At 67.9% G+C, this 20,192-nt stretch carries 20 protein-coding genes; 16 read left to right on the top strand and 4 right to left on the bottom strand.

Going from position 1 to position 20,192, the window contains the following annotated elements; genetic code table 11:
- Window positions 1-16: 16 nt before the first annotated feature.
- The gene (locus AU188_RS19280; RefSeq protein WP_059165107.1) at window positions 17-208 is read right to left on the bottom strand and encodes an excalibur calcium-binding domain-containing protein; all 192 of its coding nucleotides are present in this window, start codon (window positions 206-208) and stop codon (window positions 17-19) included.
- Window positions 209-528: 320 nt separating this feature from the next.
- On the opposite strand from AU188_RS19280, the gene rplM reads away from it, so the two are divergent.
- From rplM to AU188_RS19250, 6 genes are all read left to right on the top strand, one after another.
- On the top strand, window positions 529-972 hold the full coding sequence (gene rplM, locus AU188_RS19275) for a 50S ribosomal protein L13 (RefSeq protein ID WP_059101413.1): 444 nt from the start codon (window positions 529-531) through the stop codon (window positions 970-972).
- Window positions 969-1,442, top strand: coding sequence for a 30S ribosomal protein S9 (rpsI, locus tag AU188_RS19270; RefSeq protein WP_082686701.1), 474 nt, complete (start codon window positions 969-971; stop codon window positions 1,440-1,442). Before rplM ends, rpsI begins: the two co-directional genes overlap by 4 nt.
- 364 nt (window positions 1,443-1,806) lie before the next feature.
- Window positions 1,807-2,199 carry a hypothetical protein gene (locus AU188_RS19265; RefSeq protein ID WP_059165106.1) on the top strand — a complete coding sequence of 131 codons (393 nt, stop codon included), beginning with the start codon at window positions 1,807-1,809 and terminating at the stop codon, window positions 2,197-2,199.
- Window positions 2,200-2,341: 142 nt separating this feature from the next.
- Window positions 2,342-3,679: a phosphoglucosamine mutase gene (gene glmM / locus AU188_RS19260; protein ID WP_059165266.1), complete on the top strand. Its 1,338-nt coding sequence runs from the start codon at window positions 2,342-2,344 to the stop codon at window positions 3,677-3,679.
- A gap of 39 nt (window positions 3,680-3,718) precedes the next feature.
- Complete coding sequence (locus AU188_RS19255) at window positions 3,719-4,024, top strand: type VII secretion target (protein ID WP_059165105.1); 306 nt, start codon at window positions 3,719-3,721, stop codon at window positions 4,022-4,024.
- A gap of 2 nt (window positions 4,025-4,026) precedes the next feature.
- Window positions 4,027-5,502: a hypothetical protein gene (locus tag AU188_RS19250; RefSeq protein ID WP_059165104.1), complete on the top strand. Its 1,476-nt coding sequence runs from the start codon at window positions 4,027-4,029 to the stop codon at window positions 5,500-5,502.
- A 637-nt stretch (window positions 5,503-6,139) separates the two neighbouring features.
- On the opposite strand, the gene AU188_RS19245 is transcribed toward AU188_RS19250, so the two are convergent.
- The 3 genes from AU188_RS19245 to AU188_RS19235 all read right to left on the bottom strand — a co-directional run bounded on the left by AU188_RS19245 (window position 6,140) and on the right by AU188_RS19235 (window position 9,527).
- The gene (locus tag AU188_RS19245) at window positions 6,140-7,426 is read right to left on the bottom strand and encodes a DEAD/DEAH box helicase (protein ID WP_059165103.1); all 1,287 of its coding nucleotides are present in this window, start codon (window positions 7,424-7,426) and stop codon (window positions 6,140-6,142) included.
- 178 nt (window positions 7,427-7,604) lie between these two features.
- Complete coding sequence (locus AU188_RS19240; protein WP_059165265.1) at window positions 7,605-8,645, bottom strand: LLM class F420-dependent oxidoreductase; 1,041 nt, start codon at window positions 8,643-8,645, stop codon at window positions 7,605-7,607.
- Between the two features lie 36 nt (window positions 8,646-8,681).
- Entirely contained in the window at window positions 8,682-9,527 is an 846-nt protein-coding gene (locus tag AU188_RS19235; protein WP_059165102.1) for a dienelactone hydrolase family protein, read from the bottom strand.
- Between the two features lie 55 nt (window positions 9,528-9,582).
- Here AU188_RS19235 and glmS point away from each other — a divergent pair, with 55 nt between their 5' ends.
- The 10 genes from glmS (at window position 9,583) to tsaD (ending at window position 20,175) form a co-directional block, all read left to right on the top strand.
- A complete protein-coding gene (gene glmS / locus AU188_RS19230) occupies window positions 9,583-11,451 on the top strand; it encodes a glutamine--fructose-6-phosphate transaminase (isomerizing) (RefSeq protein WP_059165101.1) in 1,869 nt (622 codons plus the stop codon).
- Complete coding sequence (locus AU188_RS19225; protein WP_059165100.1) at window positions 11,451-12,344, top strand: alpha/beta fold hydrolase; 894 nt, start codon at window positions 11,451-11,453, stop codon at window positions 12,342-12,344. The genes glmS and AU188_RS19225 overlap by 1 nt, the downstream gene beginning before the upstream one ends.
- A 123-nt stretch (window positions 12,345-12,467) precedes the next feature.
- Window positions 12,468-13,889, top strand: a complete 1,422-nt coding sequence (locus AU188_RS19220) for a bifunctional ADP-dependent NAD(P)H-hydrate dehydratase/NAD(P)H-hydrate epimerase (RefSeq protein WP_059165099.1) — start codon at window positions 12,468-12,470, stop codon at window positions 13,887-13,889.
- A gap of 13 nt (window positions 13,890-13,902) precedes the next feature.
- Entirely contained in the window at window positions 13,903-15,285 is a 1,383-nt protein-coding gene (gad, locus tag AU188_RS19215; protein ID WP_059165098.1) for a glutamate decarboxylase, read from the top strand.
- A gap of 93 nt (window positions 15,286-15,378) precedes the next feature.
- Window positions 15,379-16,542 (top strand): alanine racemase, encoded by a 1,164-nt coding sequence (alr, locus tag AU188_RS19210; protein WP_059165264.1) that lies wholly within the window; start codon window positions 15,379-15,381, stop codon window positions 16,540-16,542.
- A gap of 95 nt (window positions 16,543-16,637) precedes the next feature.
- Window positions 16,638-17,660 (top strand): alpha/beta fold hydrolase, encoded by a 1,023-nt coding sequence (locus tag AU188_RS19205; protein WP_082686716.1) that lies wholly within the window; start codon window positions 16,638-16,640, stop codon window positions 17,658-17,660.
- Window positions 17,653-18,120, top strand: a complete 468-nt coding sequence (gene tsaE, locus AU188_RS19200; protein WP_059165096.1) for a tRNA (adenosine(37)-N6)-threonylcarbamoyltransferase complex ATPase subunit type 1 TsaE — start codon at window positions 17,653-17,655, stop codon at window positions 18,118-18,120. Before AU188_RS19205 ends, tsaE begins: the two co-directional genes overlap by 8 nt.
- On the top strand, window positions 18,105-18,707 hold the full coding sequence (gene tsaB, locus AU188_RS19195) for a tRNA (adenosine(37)-N6)-threonylcarbamoyltransferase complex dimerization subunit type 1 TsaB (RefSeq protein WP_059165095.1): 603 nt from the start codon (window positions 18,105-18,107) through the stop codon (window positions 18,705-18,707). The genes tsaE and tsaB overlap by 16 nt, the downstream gene beginning before the upstream one ends.
- Window positions 18,704-19,156 carry a ribosomal protein S18-alanine N-acetyltransferase gene (rimI, locus tag AU188_RS19190; protein WP_059165094.1) on the top strand — a complete coding sequence of 151 codons (453 nt, stop codon included), beginning with the start codon at window positions 18,704-18,706 and terminating at the stop codon, window positions 19,154-19,156. The genes tsaB and rimI overlap by 4 nt, the downstream gene beginning before the upstream one ends.
- Window positions 19,153-20,175: a tRNA (adenosine(37)-N6)-threonylcarbamoyltransferase complex transferase subunit TsaD gene (gene tsaD / locus AU188_RS19185; protein WP_059165093.1), complete on the top strand. Its 1,023-nt coding sequence runs from the start codon at window positions 19,153-19,155 to the stop codon at window positions 20,173-20,175. Before rimI ends, tsaD begins: the two co-directional genes overlap by 4 nt.
- Window positions 20,176-20,192 lie beyond the last annotated feature (17 nt).

Below are 20,192 nucleotides of genomic sequence, written 5' to 3'. Positions count from 1 at the left end.
CGGTGGCGCATACCGCCTACTCGCAGGCGACCCCGTCGCCGTCGCGGTCCAGGTGCTCGGCGTAACCGTCTTCACCCTGCATGATCGGCGCCACCCCGGCGTCGCGCGCAGCGGTGCAGTTCTTGTAGTACACGTCAGCAGACGCGGTCGCAGCACCGGCCGCGGTTGCGGCGACGACGAATGCGGCGACGATCAAGCCACGAATCATTTTCACTCCATTGCGATGTTGGATTTCCGAATGCGAGACGGCCGGTTTGCTGCCACCCCCGCGACGACGCTAGGGCGGTGGACGTGAAAAGGAATCCGGGATTTCCCTATGTTCGGGTCGGGCTCGCGGTGATCGGACGAGCCCCTCGAGGCACCGTTTTGACCTGCGACGACGCCCGCAGGTAAGCTGCGTCGTTGGCGTGCGGTGAGCACGGGTCCTCGGGTCAACGTCGGTCGCCGAGATCAGCCCCTCCGCAAACGCCTGACCGGCACCCGGTCACCGGGACTCGAAACCCGACAGGGCAAAAGGAAGGTAGCGCTGTGCCTACGTACACGCCGAAGGCGGGTGACACCACACGTTCGTGGTACGTCATCGACGCCACCGACGTGGTGCTCGGCCGGCTCGCCGTCGCAGCAGCGAATCTGCTGCGGGGCAAGCACAAGCCGACATTCACGCCGAACGTCGACGGTGGCGATTTCGTCATCGTCATCAATGCCGAGAAGGTCGCCATCGGCGGCGACAAGCTGCAGAAGAAGTTCGCCTACCGGCACTCGGGTTATCCCGGCGGCCTGCGCAAGCGTTCGCTCGGCGACGAGATGGAAAAGCACGCCGACCGGGTCGTCGAGAGGGCGATCCTCGGCATGATTCCGCACACCAAGCTGGGCCGTCAGATCCAGAAGAAGCTGCGGGTCTACGTCGGGCCGGATCATCCGCATACCGCCCAGCAGCCGATTCCGTACGAAATCAAGCAGGTGGCCCAGTGACTCAGCCAGAGACAACCGTCGACACCACTGAAGCCGCGACCGACGCCGCGGTGGAAGCGGCTCCCCGCGAGCCGGTCTTCATCGATCGCCCGATCCAGACCGTCGGCCGCCGCAAAGAGGCCGTGGTCCGGGTGCGGCTGGTTCCCGGCACGGGCAAGTTCGACCTCGACGGTCGCAGCCTCGAGGACTACTTCCCGAACAAGGTCCACCAGCAGCTGATCAAGGCTCCGCTGGTCACCGTCGACCGGCTGGAGAGTTTCGACATCTACGCCCACCTCGACGGCGGCGGCCCGTCCGGTCAGGCGGGCGCGCTGCGCCTGGCCATCGCGCGTGCGCTGATCCTGGTCCAGCCTGAGGACCGGCCTGCGCTGAAGAAGGCCGGCTTCCTGACCCGCGACCCGCGGGCCATCGAGCGCAAGAAGTACGGCCTGAAGAAGGCCCGTAAGGCGCCTCAGTACAGCAAGCGCTGATCAAGCCGCGAAACCGCCGGGTGTGCACCGCATGCCCGGCGGTTTTCGTTTCCAACGAAAAGACGCCGCGATTGATTTACCGGCCATGAGTAACGTCCTGCGCAGGACAGCGCGATGTGGGAGTAGATGCTCTGACCTGCGGCGTACACCGGATCTAATTGTCGCCTCAGTTAATTAGTCGGTCGCAGAATACCCACGATGCGCAATCTGTATTCCAAGATTCCGGTTTGACTTCCCGATTGATCGTGGAACCCAGCCCCCCGGAAGCAGAGGCGCCTTTCGCGCCAGGGCAGGCAGACCCTGCCACCGGGGCTTTGCCCGTCGGGGGCCGGATCCGCTGCTTCCTGACAGGAAGGAATATCTCATGCACAACATCGTGAAGAGGGCGTCCGCAGGCGCCGTAATGGGAGGGTCGCTGCTGTTCACCGCGGGCTTGGGAATGGCCCAGGCCCAGCCGCTGAACCTGCAGGACGGACTGGTCAACGTCGCTGTGGGCGATGTGACCATCCTCGAAGACGTGAACGTGGGCGTGGCCGCGAATGTGGCTGCTGCGATCTGCGGTCTCGAGGTGGGACCGGTCAACGTGCTGGCCGAGTCGGTTGACGCCGACGGTGGTACCGAGACGGTCTGCGACGTGACGGGCGGCCCCATCAACCTCACGCAGAACGCCGGTACTCCGGGTCAGTCGGGTCAGGCGCCGGGCGGCGGTCCCGCTCAGGCTCCGGGTAACCCGACCCCGGGCGGTCCGGCTCGCTGAACCGGATGACACACCGCCCGCATCCTCAGGGGTGCGGGCGGTGTTTCCTGTCGGGTCTCGGCCGAGTACCAGTTCGACGTAGAGATGGTTGATCACCTCGTCGGTTGTGTCTTCGCCGGGCAGGTATGAGAAGTTTGTCGGCATGCCTCGACTGTTCGGCACCGACGGAGTGCGCGGCGTCGCCAACCAGGACCTGACCGCTGAGCTGGCGCTGGGGCTCGGCTCCGCGGCGGCGCGCCGGTTGGCCAGCTCCGGCGGGCACGCGAGGCGAGTGGCCGTCGTCGGGCGTGACCCGCGGGCCAGCGGAGAAATGCTCGAAGCGGCCGTCATCGCGGGACTGACCAGCGAGGGTGTGGACGCATTGCGCGTCGGGATACTGCCGACGCCGGCGGTCGCCTACCTGACCAGCGCCTACGACGCCGACTTCGGCGTGATGATCAGCGCCTCGCACAATCCGATGCCCGACAACGGCATCAAGATCTTCGGTCCGGGCGGGCACAAGCTCGACGACGCCACCGAGGACCGGATCGAAGAACTGGTCACCCAGGGCCCCGTGAACCGGCCCATCGGCGCGGGAATCGGCCGCGTGGTCGATGCCGAGGATGCCTTGGACCGCTATCTGCGGCACGTCAGCAAGGCCGTCACCACCAGGTTGGACCAGCTCACGGTCGTTGTCGACTGCGCCAACGGCGCCGCTTCGGCCGCCGCGCCGCACGCCTACCGCGCCGCGGGCGCCAACGTCATCACGATCAACGCAGCGCCCGACGGCTTGAACATCAATGACCGCTGCGGCTCGACCCATATGGAGACGCTGAGGTCCGCGGTCGTGTCTTACGGTGCCGATTTGGGCCTCGCGCACGACGGCGATGCCGACCGGTGCCTTGCCGTCGACGCGCACGGCCGGGTGATCGACGGCGACGCGATCATGGTGATCCTCGCCCTCGCCATGCAGGAGAGCGGCGAACTGACGTCGAACACGTTGGTGGCGACGGTGATGAGCAACCTCGGGCTGCATCTGGCCATGCGGGCGGCCGGGGTCGAGGTCCGCACCACCAGCGTCGGCGACCGTTACGTCCTGGAGGAACTGCGCGCCGGGGCGTACGCGCTCGGCGGCGAACAATCCGGGCACATCGTCATGCCCGCATTGGGTACGACGGGCGACGGCATCGTCACCGGCCTGCGGCTGATGTCGCGAATGGCGCAGACCCGCACTCCGCTCGCCGCGCTCGCTGAGCCGATGCGGACCCTGCCTCAGGTTCTGATCAACGTCAAGGTCGCGGACAAGGCGACCGTGGCCGACGCTCCGTCGGTGCGCACCGCGGTCGCCGAGGTGGAAGCGCAACTCGGCGACACTGGCCGAATCCTGTTGCGCCCGTCCGGAACCGAGCAGGTCGTGCGCGTGATGGTCGAGGCGGCCGACGAAGACACCGCGCGGCAACTGGCGGTGCGGGTCGCCGAGCAGGTCAGCGCTCAACACTAGAGGGGAACCCGCGAGCGTCCCTGCGCGTCCAACCTTTACATGGGAGCAAGGGACGCGTCCCGCGTCGACGTCGCCGCGCTGTTGAGCATCGCGGATCAGTATGAGGTTGTCGTCGACCTCGTCGACGGGGCTGTGCGGACGCATTTGAGCGACTTGGTGTTTGACGGCGCTAGCGCGGGCCGGTCGTATGTCGCGCATGGTGACGCGGTGCGGTCGGCGGTCGAGGAAGTCGTGGACCAACTGCGCCGATGGTCGCGGGCGGCGGCGGAGATCGCCGCAGCGCTGCGGGTTTCCGCCGACCGATACGCCGAAGCCGATGAGCGCGCCGCACGCAGGGTGGGCTGAGGATGGCCGAAACATTCGACGTTGCCGCGCGGTTGGCGGACGGGATGCCAGGTGTCGCCGATATCGAGCAGTACGTGCGGGCGTGCCAGGCTCTCGGCTACCAGCATCCGGATCTGACAGCGCACCCAGCGCAGGTGCGTGACCGGTATGCCAACGAAGAAGGTATGGATTTGACCGCGCTTGACACCGATTGCGTTGCACTGCGGGCGGCGGAAACGGCGGTTGGCGACGCGCTCGCCCGCCAGGAGGACCAGCTGGGCAGGCTCATGACGGCCTGGCAGGGCGCTGGTGCGAACTCGTCTCGGGAGTTCCTGCGCCGCCACAGTGAAGCGTCTGCCCTCGCGGCCGCGGCCGTGCGCACCGCGGCGCAGGCCTATGCCGATCTGCGCGACCGGCTCTGGCGGGCCGTGGACTGCAAGGTCGCGGCCGTGCTGGCCGTCGGTGACGGCGCGCACGCGCGGCGCGCCGACTGGCTGGCGGCGTCGCAGACCGTCACCACGGGCGCCGGGGACCGGGCGGTCGCCAGCGAGCTCGTGGACCAAGAAGTGAAGCCGTTCGTGGACAACGTCATCGGCGGCCAGTGGCTCGCGGCGATGCGGGCAGCCGTCGACGCGGTGGAGGCGGCTTACCAGGCGGTGCAGGCCGAACTCGCCTCGGAGGCCGAAGCGACGTTCGATGTGCCGGGCGAAATCGGACCGGCATGGACGCCGTCGCCGGTGAATGACGGCGTCGCAACGACGGCACCCGCGGGAATCGTTACCGCAGCACCCGTTTCGGGCGGTATGCCCGAGGCGTCGGCCCCCGTCGTACCGGCGGCATGGGGGGCACCCGCGGCCGCCGCACCGGCGCCCGCTGCCGCGCCTGTTGCGGCGCCGATGCCGGCGGCCGCCGTGCCACACCAGCCGGCGCCGCTTCCGGCCGCGCCACTGACCGATGCCGCAATGGCGCAGCCGGCGGCCGCTCCGCCGCCACCATCGCTGGGCGGGGGAGTGCCCGACTTCGGCAGTGGCATAGCGAGTTTCGGCCAGCAGCTCGGCGACATGCTAGGCGGATTGTTCGGCGATGGCGCGCTCGGCGATCCCCTGGAGGTTGACGAGCCGATGGACGTCGAGGAGACGGATATCGACGGACCCGATGATGGCGAGAAACCGGACATCGAGGAGTCAGAGGCCACTGAGGCTGAGAAAACAGAGGAAGTGCCCGACGAGGCCGAGGCCACAGGCGAAATCGACGCGGCGGGGGAGGCCATCGACCCAGCCGCCGCGCCCGGTTGTCCGCCGGAGCCGGTGCCGGCTGCGACGCCGCCGCCTGAACCCCTGCCGCCGGAACCTTTGGAGGTCACGCCGGAACCTTTGGAGGTCACGCCGGAACCTTTGGAGGTCACGCCGGATCCGCCTTCCGATCCACCGTCCGGCGGATCGGATTCTGGGACGCCGTGTGAGATCGCCGCCGATGAACTACCCCAAGTGGGGGAGTGACGTTCTGCGCCCGAGCCGGACAGCGGGCAGGTTCGGGCGCCTACTCCGGCCAGTCGGGACCGTTGACGAGCAGTCGGAAGCACTCGGCCGTCACCAATCGATCGCGATGGGTTGTGCCGCAGTGCTCACACCAGCAATGAACCATGCCGCGATCAGTCCGTCGGTGCCCGCGGCTCAGGAGCATCGCGAGCCCTGCTCCCGTGGTTGTCCGACGGTAGGCCAGCGGCCGCGGGGGACGCGCACAAATTCCGGTGTTGGGTAGCAGCCCATAAGTATCAGAGTTCATAGCTGCATCTCCTTCGCGAGTGAAACCTGGATACCCACAGGTGTGCGGCTTAAGCGGGTGTTTGGCGGGAACCTCCGGACGGTTCGCGTTGGCAGGTGAGTTGGCAGACAACGTTCATGAGAGAGCACTCATTTTGGACTCCTCATGGCTCTATTTTCGCAGCCGATTCTTGTGGTGTTGGGAGGACACACCTCGCAAAAGGGCCGAAATGTCGGAGTACGCCGGGCTCTGCGCCGACTGGATGACGACGACTGCCCGAACGCTGTCGTCATCAGTGTCGGCGCCCGCTCGGCCGGGTGGACACCCGACCGCCGGCGAGCCTGAAACCAACATGGCCAGGCCGGACCTTTGTCAGGCGTTCGCCGGCCGCCTCGACCGTGCCGGCCGGCGCCGACGGGGCTGGTGTCCTCTGCCCGTCGCAGGCTGGTGTGGCCTCGCGGGCTCGGGCCGGCTGGCGACGATCGGGCTGCCGAAAGTCCGTTCCCCCGGTGCGATTTCGTGCAGTACCGGGTGTGAGGAACCGCTGAAGCGGGTGATCGTCGGCTTCACCCCGGCCTTGCGGGTCAGCTGCCGCACATCCGACACCTGCTCATCGAGCATCAGCGTCACCACGGTGCCGTCGGCACCGGCGCGCGCCGTTCGACCCGACCGGTGCAGATACGCCTTGTGCTCGACGGGTGGGTCCGCGTGCACGACAAGCCCCACGTCGTCGACGTGGATCCCGCGTGCGGCGATGTCCGTGGCCACCAGCACGGTGGCCGTGCCGTCGGAGAAGGCGGTGAGGTTTCGGGTCCGCGCATTCTGTGACAGATTGCCGTGTAACTCCACCGCCGGGACTCCGCGTGAGTTCAACTGGCGGGCAAGGTTCTTCGCACCGTGCTTCGTTCGCGCGAACACGATGGTCCGACCCGGTGACGCGGCCAGGTCGGCCAGCACATTGACGCGTGCCGCCTTGTCGACATGCAATACGTGATGCTCCATGGCAGCGACCGGGGACTGCTCCGAATCAACGCTGTGCACAACGGGATCGGTCAGATACCGCTTCACGAGAACGTCGACACCACCATCGAGCGTCGCCGAGAACAGCATCCGCTGCCCCGTGCGCGGAGTCTTGTCCAACAGTCGTTTCACCGGTGGCAGGAAACCGAGGTCGGCCATGTGGTCCGCCTCGTCGAGCACGGTGATCTCGACCGCCGACAAGTCGGCATGGCCTGACTTGACATGGTCTTCCAGCCGGCCCGGGCAGGCGATCACGATGTCGACACCCTGTCGCAGCGCTTGAATCTGGGGGCCGGGTCCGACGCCACCGATGATCGTCACCGACCGCAGATTGGTGGCCGCTGCCAGCGGCGCGAGTGATGCGCTGATCTGGGCGGCCAGTTCGCGGGTGGGCGCGAGGATGAGCGCGCGCGGGCGACCGGAAACGCGTTTGGCCGGGCTCGCAGTGAGCCTCGTCACTACCGGCAACAGGAACGCATAGGTCTTCCCCGATCCGGTGCGACCGCGACCGAGCACGTCACGGCCGGCCAACGAATCAGGCAACGTCGCCGCCTGAATCGGGAAGGGCGACGCGATGCCGTTCGCGGAAAGAGTGGCGACGACGGCCTGCGGGAGACCGAGGTCGGCGAAGGTGGGCACGCTTGTGCCACTGGCGATTTCGACAGACAAGTAAAAGCTCCGAGAGATTAGAGTGGTCGTCCTGCCCGGCGCGGATGGCCCGCGGCGCTCGGTATGACGATCGAGAAGCGGCAAAAGGCAGAACAGAAGATGCCGCTGCGCACACTGTACAGGGGAGTCGGCACTTCCGGGAAATCAGCTACGGCAGCAGGCTGCGCAATTCCTCGACGAATCCGACGGTTTCGTCTCGGTCGACGGAAAGCGGTTGCAACAGAAGCGTCGTCGCGCCCGCTTCGGCGAACGCGGCGATGCGCTCCTTGACGAAACCGCGCGGTCCGACCAGCGACACGTTGCGCACCAAGTCGTCGGGCACCGCGGCGATCGCTTCAGCCTTCTTGCCCGACAGGTAGAGATCCTGGATCACATCGGCCACCTCGCCGTAGCCGTAGCGGGTCGCCAGGTTGTGATAGAAGTTGCGGCCGCGCGCACCCATCCCTCCGATGTAGAGGGCCAACTGCGGCTTCACCCAGGAAAACCGGTCATCGACATCGTCGCCGATCGCCAAGGGTGCGCTGACCATCACGTCGAGCGGACCCAGCGAGGAATCGCGTTTGGCGAACCCGGTCCGCAGCGCCTCACCCCACACGTCGTCGGCTCGCTCGGGATAGAAGAAGACCGGTTGCCAACCCTCGGCGATCTCGGCGGTGAGTTCGACGTTCTTGGGTCCCAGAGCCGCGATTGTGATCGGAATGCGTTCGCGGACAGGGTGATTGATCAACTGCAAGGGCTTGCCCAGGCCGGTGCCCCGTTCGGCGGGCAACGGGATCTGATAATGCTTGCCCTCGAACTGCACACGCTCGCGACGCCACACCTGCCGACAGATCTCGACCACTTCGCGGGTGCGCCCCAGCGGCGCGTCGAACGGCACGCCGTGGAAACCTTCCATCACCTGCGGGCCCGACGTCCCGATGCCGAGCCGGAAGCGGCCGCCGGAGACGTAATCGAGCCCCGCGGCCGACATCGCCAACAACGTCGGCGTGCGGATGTAGATCGGCACGACGCCGGTGCCCAGTTCCATGCTTGATGTCTTCGCCGCCAGAAAGCCGAGCTGGCTGATCGCGTCGTAGGAGTACGCCTCGGCCACCAGCGCGAGGTCCACGCCCACCTTCTCGAGCTCGACGACCTGATCCACCGCCTGCAGGAAACCGTCGGTGTAGTTGAGGAAGATTCCGGTGCGCATCATCGAGTTATATACCCAACCGGTTGGTTGGTCACCTCAGGGCTTCAGCAAGGCGACGACCTTGTTCTCCAGATCCACTGGATCGTCGGCGAACGGGTCGACCGGCGGCGCCTTCGGCAGCGCCGCTTCGGGGTCGGCGAAGTCGCGGTACGCCTTGTCGCCGGTCAGGGTGTGCAGCAGATAACCGGTGATCAGGGCCCGGACCACCTTCTGGGTGCTGCGGTCGGCACCCGGCAGTCCGACGACCCGGGCCAATCGGCGGCCCTCGATGAGGCCGCCGGGCTTGGCTTTGTTCACGGTGCGCAGCGTCGCGGTCTTCCACGCCCGCGCCAGTTCCACCGCATTGGACCGCAGCGTCATCGGGTCGCCCGGCCCGCTCAGCACCAGCCCCGGGACCTGCAGCGTCGCCGCAGGCTCCTCGGCGGGTGGCGCGGTGACTGTGGGGAAGATCGCAACCACGGATTTCGGTTTGACGGGCATCCCGGCCGCGGTGAACACCGCAGCCGAGCCGCCGAACCCGTGCCCGAGCACGCCGAGCCTGGTCGGGTGCACGCTGATGTCGCCGCGACCCAGTCGGACACCGGAAATGATGTCGAGCGTCGTGCCCAGGTCATAGGCCAGATTGAGCGCGGAAGGAGCCAGGCTCGTTTCCGTCGCAGGCGCCGCCGCGACGATGCCCCAGGACGCCAGGTGCTCCAGGGTGCCGTGGTAGCGGTCCGCTGTCGCAAGCCAGTCGTGGCCGAACGCGACTCCGGGCAGGTTCAGCCCGGCTTCGGGGGTGAAGACGACACCGGGAAGCCCGGCGAATGCCAGGTCACCGCGCAAAACGCGGTGCGGGCCGCGGCGGGTCAGGGCCTTGAAGAGCTTCTTCGTGCTGGCCACAGAACGACCGTAGCCGACCGGGTTTCAGCCGGCTCTTGCACTACCCTGAATGCCTATGTGCGGAATCGTCGGCTACGTCGGGCAGCGTCCTGCCTGCGAGATCGTCGTCGACGCGCTGCGCCGGATGGAGTATCGCGGATACGACTCCTCGGGTATCGCACTGCTCGACGGCCACGGCGGGCTCACGGTCCGCCGCCGGGCCGGGCGGCTGGCCAACCTCGAAACGGCGCTCACCGAAACCGGCGCCGCCGGACTGACGGGCAGCACCGGCCTCGGGCACACCCGCTGGGCCACCCACGGCAGGCCCACCGACCGCAACGCGCACCCGCATCGTGACGCCGCAGGCAAGATCGCGGTCGTCCACAACGGCATCATCGAGAACTACGCCGCACTGCGGACCGAACTCGAGCACGCCGGGGTGGAGTTCGCCAGCGACACCGACACCGAGGTCGCGGTGCACCTTGTCTCGTGGCAGTTCCGCCACGGCAACACCGCGGGCGACTTCCCCGCGTCCGTCCTCGCGGTGCTGCGCCGGTTGGAGGGCCACTTCACGCTGGTGTTCGCCAACGCCGACGATCCGGGCATGATCGTCGCGGCGCGCCGTTCCACCCCGCTGGTCGTCGGCGTCGGGGATGGCGAGATGTTCGTCGGTTCGGATGTCGCCGCGTTCATCGAACACACCCGCGACGCGGTGGAACTCGGCCAGGATCAGGCGGTCGTCGTCACCGCAGACGGTTACCGCATCACCGACTTCGACGGCAATGATGCGTCCGCGCGTGCTCGCCCTTTCCATATCGACTGGGACATGTCGGCGGCCGAAAAGGGCGGTTACGAGTACTTCATGCTCAAGGAGATCGCCGAGCAGCCCGCGGCGGTCTCCGACACGCTGCTCGGCCATTTCGCCGGCAACCGCATCGTGCTCGACGAGCAGCGCCTGTCGGATCAGGAACTGCGCGAGATCGACAAGGTGTTCGTGGTCGCCTGCGGCACCGCCTACCATTCCGGGCTGCTGGCCAAGTACGCGATCGAGCACTGGACCCGGCTGCCGGTCGAAGCCGAGCTTGCCAGCGAATTCCGTTACCGCGACCCGGTTTTGGACCAACACACGCTCGTTGTCGCGATCTCGCAGTCCGGTGAGACCGCCGATACTCTGGAAGCGGTCCGGCACGCCAAGGAGCAGAAGGCCAAGGTGCTGGCGATCTGCAACACCAACGGCAGCCAGATCCCACGCGAGTGCGATGCGGTGCTCTACACCCGCGCCGGACCGGAGATCGGGGTGGCGTCGACGAAGACCTTCCTGGCTCAGGTCGCGGCGAACTATCTTGTCGGGCTTGCGCTGGCGCAGGCGCGCGGCACCAAGTACCCCGACGAGGTGGAGCGCGAATACCGCGAACTGGAGGCCATGCCCGACCTCGTCGCCCGCGTCCTGGAGACCGTCGAACCGGTCAAGGCGTTGGCGCACCGCTTCGCGCAGTCGCAGACCGTGCTGTTCCTCGGCAGGCATGTCGGCTACCCGGTAGCGCTCGAAGGCGCCCTCAAACTCAAAGAACTGGCGTACATGCACGCCGAGGGCTTCGCGGCGGGCGAACTCAAACACGGTCCGATCGCGTTGATCGAAGACGACCTCCCCGTCATCGTCGTGATGCCGTCCCCGAAGAACTCGCCGATGTTGCACGCCAAGCTGCTGTCGAACATCCGCGAGATCCAGGCCCGCGGGGCCATCACCATCGTCATCGCCGAGGAGGGCGACGACACCGTCCGCCCGTACGCCGATCATCTGATCGAGATTCCCGCCGTCTCAACGCTTTTCCAGCCGCTGCTCTCGACGATTCCGCTGCAGGTGTTCGCCGCCGGCGTTGCCCAGGCCCGCGGTTACGACGTCGACAAGCCGCGCAACCTGGCCAAGTCGGTCACCGTCGAGTAGTGCCGAGCCGGGTCGGAGACTTCAAGAGCGACCAGGCTCGCGCCCACTTCCTCGACGTCTACCGGGCGGCGATGACCGGGCTGCCGACCGTCAGCGAATCACAGGATGTGTCAACCTCGTTCGGCACCGTGCGGGTGTATCGGTTCGGCGAGCCTGCGGAGCGGACGCCGGTCATGTTGCTACCCGGGCGCAATGCGTCCACCCCGATGTGGCGGGGCAACATTGTCCACCTGCTGCAGCACCGGCCCGTCTTCGGCGTCGACCTGCTCGGCGAGGCGGGACTGTCCGTGCAGAGGAAGCCGATCGCCGGCCCAAACGATGAGGCGCAGTGGCTGGACGAAACACTTGCGGGCCTGGGGCTCTCCCGGGTGCACCTGATGGGAGTGTCGATCGGCGGATGGACGGCGACCAACTACGCCGTCCGACGCCCGGGCCGAGCCGCCTCACTGGTGCTGCTCGATCCGGTGTTCACATTCGCCCCGATCGCCATCAAGGCCGTGCTGGCGTCGCCCGCGTTGTTCCTTCCCGGCGTTCCCGCGGGCGTGCGCAAGCGGGTGCTCAGCTGGATCTCCGGGGGCGCGGACATCGACGAAGCGGCCAGCGAGGCGGCACTGATCTCGGCCGGCTCAAGCGATTACACAGTGCGCAAGGCGATGCCCACGATGACCACCGATGAGCAGTTGCGCTCGCTGGACATCCCGGTGCTGGCTTTGATCGGCGGCCGCAGCGTGATGCACGACGCGGAGCGGGCGGCGGAGCGGGCGCGAAGCCTGCTGGCACGCGGGCAGGTCGAACTGTGGCGCGACGCCTCGCACGCGATCAACGGCGAGTACGCGGTCGAGATCGCCGAACGGGCAGCGGATTTCTGGAAGCAGGCCGACCGCCGAAACTGAACATATGCGCGCGAATCTGTCGGAATTTCGACGATGAGTTCAGTTTCGGCGGTCGGCCGGCGCCTCCATCGCTCGGCGCGAATGCCTGACGATAGGGCGCCTCGCGCACTAACGTAGGCGGCGATGCGGCACTATTACACCGCGGACCAGGTCCGCGAGGCTGAAGCGCCGCTCCTGGCGTCCCTGCCCGACGGTGCCCTGATGCGCCGCGCCGCCTACGGTCTCGCCGTCGCGATCGCCCGCGAACTGACGTTGCGCACCGGCGGGATTTCGGGTCGCCGCGTATGCGCGGTGGTCGGTTCCGGCGACAACGGCGGCGACGCGCTGTGGGCGGCGACGTTCCTGCGGCGTCGCGGCGCCGCGGCCGACGCAATCCTGCTCAACCCCGACCGCACACACGGCACGGCGCTCGCGGCGTTCACCGGCGCGCGCGGACGGATCGTCGAAAAGGTCCCCGCAGAGACAGACCTGGTGATCGACGGCGTGGTCGGTATCTCCGGCACCGGGCCACTGCGGCCGAACGCGGCCCAGGTGTTCACCGCCGTCGAGGAAGCCGCCATTCCCGTGGTCGCCGTCGACATACCCAGCGGCGTGGATGTGCAGACGGGGTTCGCCGACGGGCCGCATGTGCGGGCCGCGTTGACCGTGACGTTCGGTGGCCTCAAACCCGTTCACGCACTGGGCGATTGCGGCCGCGTCGAGTTGGTCGACATCGGGCTCGATCTTCCGTTGTCGGACATGATGTCGTTCGACGCCGCCGATGTGGCCGCCCGTTGGCCGGTGCCGGGGCCGAAGGACGACAAGTACACCCAGGGAGTCACCGGCGTCCTCGCGGGGTCCGCCACCTACCCGGGCGCCGCGGTCCTGTGCACCGGCGCGGCGGTCGCGGCGACGTCGGGCATGGTGCGATACGCGGGAAGCGCTGGCCAGCAGGTTCTTTCGCAGTGGCCGGAGGTGATTGCCGCGCCGAGTGCGGGCGCTTCGGGTCGCGTGCAGGCGTGGGCGGTCGGGCCCGGTCTGGGTACCGATGACACGGGCGCGGCGGCGCTGTGGTTCGCCTTGGACAGCGGCCTGCCGGTGGTCGTCGACGCCGACGGCCTGACGATCCTGGCTGCGCATCCTGATCTCGTCGACGGTCGCGCGGCGCCCACGGTGCTTACGCCGCACGCCGGTGAGTTCGCGCGACTGGCCGGTTCGGCTCCCGGCGACGACCGCGTCGGAGCCACCCGCAAGCTGGCCGACCGGCTCGGCGTGACCGTGCTGCTGAAGGGGAACGTGACCGTCATCGCCGAGCCGGGCGGGCCGGTCTACCTCAACCCCGCAGGCCAATCATGGGCCGCCACAGCCGGATCCGGCGACGTGCTGACGGGCGTCATCGGCGCGCTACTGGCCGCGGGTCTGCCCGCCGGCGAGGCCGCCGCCGCCGCGGCATTCGTCCACGCCCGCGCCGCAAATCTGGCCGCTTCCGATCCGGGACCGCATCCCGCCCCGACTTCTGCTTCGCGGATTCTCGCGCACGTCCGAAGTGCCCTAGCCAGTTTGTAACGAGAGGAACGCCATGTCGCCCACGCGCAGTCACGCGCCGCAGGTCGCCCCCGCCTACACCGGACGGCTGGCGATGGCGCCCGTGCCGTCACTGCGGCTGCCCGACGATGCGATGGATCCCGATGCCGCATACCGCTTCATCCACGACGAGCTCATGCTCGATGGCAGTTCCCGGCTCAACCTGGCGACATTCGTCACGACATGGATGGACCCGCAGGCCGAAAAGCTGATGGCCGAGACGTTCGACAAGAACATGATCGACAAGGACGAATACCCGGCGACCGCGGCGATCGAGCAGCGCTGCGTGTGCATGGTGGCCGACCTCTTCCACGCCGAGGGCCTGCGCGACGACGACCCGTCGAGCGCGGTCGGGGTGTCGACGATCGGTTCCAGCGAAGCGGTGATGCTGGCCGGCCTCGCGATGAAGTGGCGCTGGCGCGAACGCGTCGGAAAAGACTGGAAGGGCCGCACGCCGAACTTGGTGATGGGGTCCAACGTTCAAGTGGTCTGGGAGAAGTTCTGTCGCTACTTCGACGTCGAACCGCGGTATCTGCCAATGGCGGAGGACCGTTACGTCATCACCCCCGAGCAGGTGCTGGAGAACATCGACGAGGACACCATCGGGGTGGTGGCCATCCTGGGCACCACGTACACCGGTGAACTCGAGCCGATAGCCGAGATCTGCTCCGCGCTCGACGACCTCGCAGCGGGCGGCGGACTGGATGTTCCGGTCCACGTGGACGCGGCCAGCGGCGGTTTCGTGGTGCCCTTTTTGCATCCCGACCTGGAATGGGACTTCCGGCTGCCGCGGGTGGTCTCGATCAACGTCAGCGGCCACAAGTACGGCCTGACCTATCCGGGCATCGGGTTCGTGGTGTGGCGCAATTCGGACTGCCTGCCCGAGGGCCTGGTCTTCCATGTCAACTACCTCGGCGGCGACATGCCGACCTTCACATTGAACTTCTCGCGGCCCGGCAATCAGGTGGTCGGCCAGTACTACAACTTCCTGCGTCTCGGTCGGGGCGGGTATTCACAAGTGATGCAGTGCCTTTCGCAGACTGCACGGTGGTTGGGCGACCAATTGCGCGATAGCAAGCACTTCGAGGTCGTCGCCGACGGGTCGGCGATTCCGGTGGTCAGCTTCAAACTGGCCGGCGACTTCGGATACACCGAGTTCGACGTGTCCCAGGCGTTGCGCTCCTACGGCTGGCAGGTGCCCGCCTACACGATGCCGGAAGGCGCCGCCGACGTCACGATGCTGCGCATCGTGGTGCGGGAGGGTTTGTCCGCAGACCTGGCCCGGGCGCTGTACGACGATCTTGCCACGGTGCTGGCGCACCTCGACGAGCTCAAGCCGCAGGGCCACTTCGACCGCGAGCAGCCGTTCGCGCACTGAAAATGCGCGTCGAACGTCGACTTGTGCGCGAAAAATCGAACACAAGTTCATGTGTCGACGGCCCGGGTCGGCGGTCTGGGACAATTGGGCCAGATGGATACCTTGCAGGCATATTCGACCGCGACCGCGGCCCCGCAGGCGGTGGTCGACCTCGATGCGATCGCCCAGAACGTGCGGCTGCTGCGCGAACGCGCGGGCACGGCGCAGGTGCTGGTCGTCGTCAAAGCCGACGGCTACGGCCACGGCGCCACGCAGGTCGGCCGGGCGGCCCTGGCCGCAGGCGCCGCCGAACTCGGGGTGGCGACGGTCGCCGAGGCATTGGCACTGCGGCGTGACGGCATCACCGCCCCGGTGCTCGCCTGGCTGCATCCGCCCGGCACCGACTTCGCGCCCGCGGTGGCCGCCGACGTGCAGATCGCCGTGTCGTCGGTGCGCCAGCTCGGCGAACTGCTCGACGCGGTCAGCCGGACCGGACGCAGCGCGTCGGTCACGGTCAAAGCCGACACCGGGCTCAGCCGTAACGGCGTCGGTCAGGCCGACTATCCGGCGATGATCGCCGCCGTGAAGCGCGCCCAGGCCGACGGCGCACTCAGGGTCCGCGGACTGATGTCTCACCTCGTGCACGGCGACAATCCGGACGATCCGCTCAATAGCCAACAGGCGCAACGACTCGTCGAGATGCGAAGCTATGCGGCCGAACAGGGCGTGCATTTCGAGATCGTGCATCTGAGCAACAGCCCGGCGGCGATGACGCGGCCCGACCTGGCCTTCGATCTGGTGCGCACCGGCATCGCGGTGTACGGACAGACACCGATACCCGAACGCGGCGACATGGGGCTGCGCCCGGCGATGACGCTGAAATGTCCGGTCGCGCTGGTGCGGTCGCTGCGTGCCGGAGATGGTGTGTCCTACGGGCACACCTGGGTCGCCGACCGCGACACCACGGTGGCGCTGTTGCCCGTCGGATATGCCGACGGTGTCTTCCGTAATTTGAGCAACCGCATCGACGTGCTGATCAACGGCCGGCTCCGCCGCGGTGTCGGGCGAATCTGCATGGATCAGTTCGTCGTCGACCTCGGACCCGATGGCGACGTCGTCGAAGGTGACGACGCGATCCTGTTCGGGCCGGGCACCCGGGGTGAATCGACCGCTCAGGACTGGGCCGATCTGCTCGGCACCATCAACTACGAAGTGGTGACCAGCCCGCGCGGTCGTTTCGTGCGGACCTACACCGGGTCGACGGGCGAAACACGTTGAGTGAACTCGATTTCCCCCGGCCCCGCGGCCGCAACTCGAACACGCGCTGGCTCGCGGGCGCAGCTGGCCTGACCGCGGTCGGCAGCGCCGCCGGAATGTCGGTCGCCCGTTCGCTGCGGCGCCGCGTCACCGCCGACGACCAGTACCGCGACGAGGATTTCGAGCTTCTCGACGCCGACCGCAGTTCCGTCGTCACCACCGCGGACGGGGTATCGCTGGCCGTCCGCGAGGTCGGCCCCGAAGACGCCCCGTTGACCGTGCTGTTCGCGCACGGATTCTGTCTGCGGATGGGCGCCTTCTACTTTCAGCGCGTCAGGTTGACCGAGCAGTGGGGCGCCCAGGTCCGGATGGTGTTCTACGACCAGCGTGGTCACGGGCAGTCGGACGAGGCGCCGCCCGAAACGTACACGGTGTCACAGCTCGGTCAGGACCTGGAAGCTGTGTTGGCGGTGGTGGCACCGCGCGGTCCGGTGGTGCTGGTGGGTCACTCGATGGGAGGGATGACCGTACTGTCGCACGCGCGGCAGTTCCCGCACCGCTATCCGACCCGTGTTGTCGGTGCCGCGCTCATCGCCTCTGCCGCCGAAGGTGTTTCGCGGTCCCCACTCGGCGAGATCCTGAAGAACCCGGCGCTGGAGGCGGCCCGATTCGCGGTGCGCTACGCGCCGAAGGCGGTGCACCGAACACGCGGCGCCGCGAAGTCGGTGATCGCCCCGGTTCTGCGGGCCGCGTCCTACGGTGACGAGGAGATCAGCCCGAGCGTCGTTGCCTTCTCGGAACGGATGATGCACGGCACCCCGATCGCGACCCTCGTCGAGTTCCTGCACGCCCTCGAAGTGCACGACGAGAGCGAGGGTTTGGCGACGCTGCGCAAGGTACCGACACTGATCGCGTGCGGGGACCGCGACCTGCTCACACCGATGGAGTACTCGCAGGCCATGGCCGCCGCGCTGCCGAAAGCCCAGTTGGTGATCGTCGGCGGCGCAGGCCATCTCGTCCAGCTCGAGCAGCCCGAGGCCATCAACGATGCACTCGTGCGGCTCGTCGAACGCTCGACACCGTCCAAGCTCGTCGCGCTCACCCGCCGGGTACGCGAGAAGGTCCGCAACCATGGCTGAACGCGCCTCGGGCACAGCAGAACTTCCCACCGCCGAAGACACCGTCGCGCTCGGTGTGCAACTCGGGCAGCAACTGCGCGCGGGCGACGTCGTCGTGTTGTCCGGACCGCTGGGTGCAGGGAAAACGGTGTTGGCCAAGGGCATCGCGCAGGCGATGGAGGTGGAGGGACCGGTGATCTCGCCGACGTTCGTACTGGCGCGGGTGCACCGTGCCCGCCGCCCGGCCGCGCCGGCAATGATCCACGTCGACCTGTACCGGCTCCTGGACCACGGTTCGGTAGATCTGCTCGCCGAACTCGACTCGCTGGATCTGGACACGGATCTCGACGACGCCGTGGTCGTCGTGGAATGGGGTGAGGGACTGGCCGAACGGCTCTCCGACAGCCATCTCGACATCCGGCTGGAACGGGCTCGCGACACCGAGGTCCGCACGGCGATCTGGAAGTGGAGCAGCCCGTGACGCTCATCCTGGCCATCGACACTGCGACGCCGGCGGTCACCGCGGGTGTCGTCCGCCTCGATGGGCTCGAGGTGCTGGCCGAGCGGGTCACCGTCGACGCCAGGGCACACGCCGAACAGCTCACGCCCAACGTGGTCGCCGCGCTCGCCGACGCCCAGGTGACCGTCGCCGACCTCGGCGCCGTCGTCGTCGGCTGCGGGCCCGGGCCGTTCACCGGCCTGCGCGTCGGGATGGCCAGCGCCGCCGCCTTCGGGCACGCCCTCGCCATACCGGTGCGTGGCGTGTGCAGCCTCGACGCGATCGGCATAGAAAGCAGAGGCGACGGCTCGGAGGTTCTTGTGGTGACCGACGCGCGCCGCCGCGAGGTGTACTGGGCGCGCTACCGCGACGGGGTCCGTGTCGACGGGCCGGCGGTGAACGCACCGGCGGACGTGCCCGGGGCCGCGGAGGCGCTCGCCCGACCGCCCGTCTACCCGACCGTCGCGGGGCTCGTGCGTGCGGTGGCGGACTGGACGTCCGAGCCGGCGCCCCTGATGCCGCTGTATCTGCGTCGCCCCGACGCCAAACCGTCGGTCGCCCGCCGATGAACATCGAGTACGGCCCGCTCGAGCCGTCCGACGCCACTCGGTGCGCCGAATTGGAGGCGCAGCTGTTCGACGGTGACGACCCGTGGCCCACGCGTGCATTCCTCGCCGAACTCGCCGCCAAGCACATCCGCTACGTCGCCGCGCGCGATGGGGACAAGCTCGTCGGATACGCCGGAATCGCGCGGCTGGGCCGAAAGAAGCCATACGAGTACGAGATTCACACAATCGGCGTCGACCCCGCCTATCAGGGGCAGGGTATCGGCCGCCGGATGCTCGCCGAACTGCTCGAGCACGCGGCAGGCGGCGCGGTATTTCTCGAGGTCCGCACGGACAACGAAGCGGCGATCAAGCTCTACGAGAGCGTCGGCTTCGTCAACGTGGGGATACGCAAGCGCTACTATCGCGCCAGCGGCGCGGACGCCTATACGATGAGGCGCGATTCGACATGATCATCCTGGCCATCGAGAGCTCGTGTGACGAAACCGGCGTCGGGATCGCCGAATTGGGTCCTGACGGATCGGTGACGCTGCTCGCCGACGAGGTCGCATCGAGCGTCGACGAACACGCACGGTTCGGCGGAGTGGTCCCGGAGATCGCGTCCCGTGCGCACCTGGAGGCGTTGGGCCCCACGATGCGACGCGCGCTGCAGGCAGCCGGATTGGCCAAACCGGACATCGTCGCGGCGACGATCGGTCCCGGCCTGGCGGGTGCGCTACTCGTGGGAGTGGCTGCGGCCAAAGCGTATTCGGCGGCGTGGCAGGTGCCGTTCTACGCCGTCAACCACCTGGGCGGGCACCTGGCCGCCGACGTGTACGACCACGGCCCGCTGCCCGAGAGCGTCGGCCTGCTGGTGTCGGGTGGGCATACCAACCTGTTGCACGTGCGGTCGCTGGGCGAGCCGATCATCGAACTGGGCAGCACCGTCGACGACGCCGCAGGCGAGGCCTACGACAAGGTCGCGCGACTGCTCGGCCTCGGCTATCCCGGCGGCAAGGTGCTCGACGACCTTGCGCGAGAGGGGGATCGCGACGCGATCGTGTTCCCTCGCGGAATGACCGGCCCACGCGACGACCCGTATGCGTTCAGCTTCTCCGGACTCAAGACCAGTGTGGCGCGCTACGTCGAGAGCCACCCGGATGCGTCGCAGGCCGACGTGGCCGCGGGCTTCCAGGAGGCGGTTGCCGACGTGCTGACGCTCAAGGCCGTGCGCGCGTGCAACGAACTGGGAGTCAAGACGCTGTTGATCGCCGGCGGGGTGGCGGCGAACTCGCGGCTACGGGAACTGGCTCAGGAGCGGTGCGTCGCCAACGGGCTGACGCTGCGTATCCCGCGGCCCAGGTTGTGCACCGACAACGGCGCGATGATCGCTTCGTTCGCCGCTCACCTGATCGCTGCGGGTGCGTCGCCGTCGCCGCTGGATGCGGCCAGCGACCCCGGGTTGCCGGTGGTGCAGGGCCAGGTGGCGTAGCCAGGCCTTGAGTGCTA

The sequence above is a fragment of the Mycobacterium sp. IS-3022 genome, assembly GCF_001500065.1.
Taxonomy (GTDB): Bacteria; Actinomycetota; Actinomycetes; order Mycobacteriales; family Mycobacteriaceae; genus Mycobacterium.
The sequence above is the reverse complement of the archived record's forward strand: the minus strand, read 5'-3'. Positions and strand labels throughout refer to the sequence as shown.

Coding starts and splice junctions, on each gene's coding strand:
- AU188_RS19280 (WP_059165107.1), bottom strand. CDS start 208: ATGATTCGTGGCTTGATCGTCGCCGCATTCGTCGTCGCCGCAACCGCG.
- AU188_RS19265 (WP_059165106.1), top strand. CDS start 1,807: ATGCACAACATCGTGAAGAGGGCGTCCGCAGGCGCCGTAATGGGAGGG.
- glmM (WP_059165266.1), top strand. CDS start 2,342: ATGCCTCGACTGTTCGGCACCGACGGAGTGCGCGGCGTCGCCAACCAG.
- AU188_RS19255 (WP_059165105.1), top strand. CDS start 3,719: ATGGGAGCAAGGGACGCGTCCCGCGTCGACGTCGCCGCGCTGTTGAGC.
- AU188_RS19250 (WP_059165104.1), top strand. CDS start 4,027: ATGGCCGAAACATTCGACGTTGCCGCGCGGTTGGCGGACGGGATGCCA.
- AU188_RS19240 (WP_059165265.1), bottom strand. CDS start 8,645: ATGCGCACCGGAATCTTCCTCAACTACACCGACGGTTTCCTGCAGGCG.
- glmS (WP_059165101.1), top strand. CDS start 9,583: ATGTGCGGAATCGTCGGCTACGTCGGGCAGCGTCCTGCCTGCGAGATC.
- AU188_RS19220 (WP_059165099.1), top strand. CDS start 12,468: ATGCGGCACTATTACACCGCGGACCAGGTCCGCGAGGCTGAAGCGCCG.
- gad (WP_059165098.1), top strand. CDS start 13,903: ATGTCGCCCACGCGCAGTCACGCGCCGCAGGTCGCCCCCGCCTACACC.
- alr (WP_059165264.1), top strand. CDS start 15,379: ATGGATACCTTGCAGGCATATTCGACCGCGACCGCGGCCCCGCAGGCG.
- AU188_RS19205 (WP_082686716.1), top strand. CDS start 16,638: ATGTCGGTCGCCCGTTCGCTGCGGCGCCGCGTCACCGCCGACGACCAG.
- tsaE (WP_059165096.1), top strand. CDS start 17,653: ATGGCTGAACGCGCCTCGGGCACAGCAGAACTTCCCACCGCCGAAGAC.
- rimI (WP_059165094.1), top strand. CDS start 18,704: ATGAACATCGAGTACGGCCCGCTCGAGCCGTCCGACGCCACTCGGTGC.
- tsaD (WP_059165093.1), top strand. CDS start 19,153: ATGATCATCCTGGCCATCGAGAGCTCGTGTGACGAAACCGGCGTCGGG.